At 65.6% G+C, this 1318-nt stretch carries 2 protein-coding genes; both read left to right on the top strand.

Annotated elements, in window-relative coordinates; genetic code table 11:
- Positions 1 to 145: 145 nt before the first annotated feature.
- Positions 146 to 1120, top strand: coding sequence for a hypothetical protein (locus KY501_RS52790; protein ID WP_224373244.1), 975 nt, complete (start codon positions 146 to 148; stop codon positions 1118 to 1120).
- Between the two features lie 11 nt (positions 1121 to 1131).
- The coding region (locus tag KY501_RS52785) for a hypothetical protein (protein ID WP_224373243.1) at positions 1132 to 1318 on the top strand (187 nt) is incomplete at its 3' end.

Here is a 1318-nt window from a genome sequence, read left to right as displayed (position 1 = left end):
GCAGGGCGGGCTCCTCCGTGGCCCGCGCTGCAGCTCCCTCGGTGCCCGGTGAGCCGGGCGCCACCACACTCCAACGAGGCACCTGTCTATGGCAACCACGCCGACGCCCGCCCCCCGCACTGAGCTGTTCTACAAGGGGCGCCTGATGCAGCTCCGGAAGTCGTACGACGTCTTCCCCTGGATTGAGACCTACCGGAAGAACTGGGGCGCCTGGACCCGCCCTGGCGATCCCCAGAAGGACGTCATCCAGCACAAGCAGCCTCGCAACCTCCTTGTGTCGGAGCTCGTCCACTCCAACTACCTCATTGGCACTGGGCAGGGCGCGACCGCAGACGACATCTACTTCAACGGCGCGTTCAACATCCCCTGGCAGGGCCAGTTGACCCGGGAAGACGGAACGGCTGTGAGCAGCGACCTTCTGCAGTCCGACCAGGCATTCGGGACTGGAGAGGACGAAATCAAACGGTTCCGCACAGGGATGCGCATCCCCCCTCAAGAGGTGCGCAACCTCATCGTACTGGGGGCGCTCCCTCCCTCACCGTGGCTGCCGTCCAACTATCTCGCGTACGAGAACAACCTGGCCGTCGCCTTCCGCGGCTATCAGCTCTACCCAAAGGCCAGCAATCCCCTGCCCCAGTACACCTACGCGGAGTACGCCGAGCGCGGGTACGTCTCGGAGTACAAAGTGGAGGTCATCCGGCTGCCGCTGGTCTCGAACACCACGAATGAGATGCCGACGGGTGTGCTCCAACTGCAGCAGGACTTCGCCTGCGACTACATCACCCTCAACCTCGACTTCCAGCGGCGCACGCTGCCCCCCCCGAACAGCGACGTCGTCTTCGATGGCGCGGACCCCGCGCTGATGTCCTTCCTGGACGTCAAGCTGGAGTCCCCCGGCAGGCCGATCATGAATGACTTCTGCTGCGCGCCCCTGCTCGGGCACACGCTGGCGCGCACCGCGTGGCTCTGGGACCAGCCCCTCTCGGGCCTCAAGGGTGATGAGTGGAAGGTGCGCGTGAAGAGTCGCCTCCCCGTCACCTGGACCAACTTCAAGAGCAACTACGGGGCGACCCCGCAGCTCGTGGTGGCTCTGCACGGCCACACCCTCACCAAGCCCTGAGAGGCCGCCCCATGCGCTCGCCTGAGTACGTCAACCGTTACGTCACACCGCAGCCCGCGGCCAACGCGGGAGTAGTTGGGCGCCTCGCTCAGCCCTGCATCATCCGCGTCCCCAAGGGCGCGGTTGCTGTGGTGTCTCTCTATGCGGTTGTCACCTCTCCGAGCGTCTCAGACCCGGTCGTGGGCTGGCCGAGCATGG

Origin of the sequence: Hyalangium versicolor (assembly GCF_020103695.1) — a bacterium.
Lineage (GTDB): Bacteria > Myxococcota > Myxococcia > Myxococcales > Myxococcaceae > Hyalangium > Hyalangium versicolor.
This window is presented reverse-complemented; position numbering and strand designations above follow the sequence as displayed.

Coding starts and splice junctions, on each gene's coding strand:
- KY501_RS52790 (WP_224373244.1), top strand. CDS start 146: ATGCAGCTCCGGAAGTCGTACGACGTCTTCCCCTGGATTGAGACCTAC.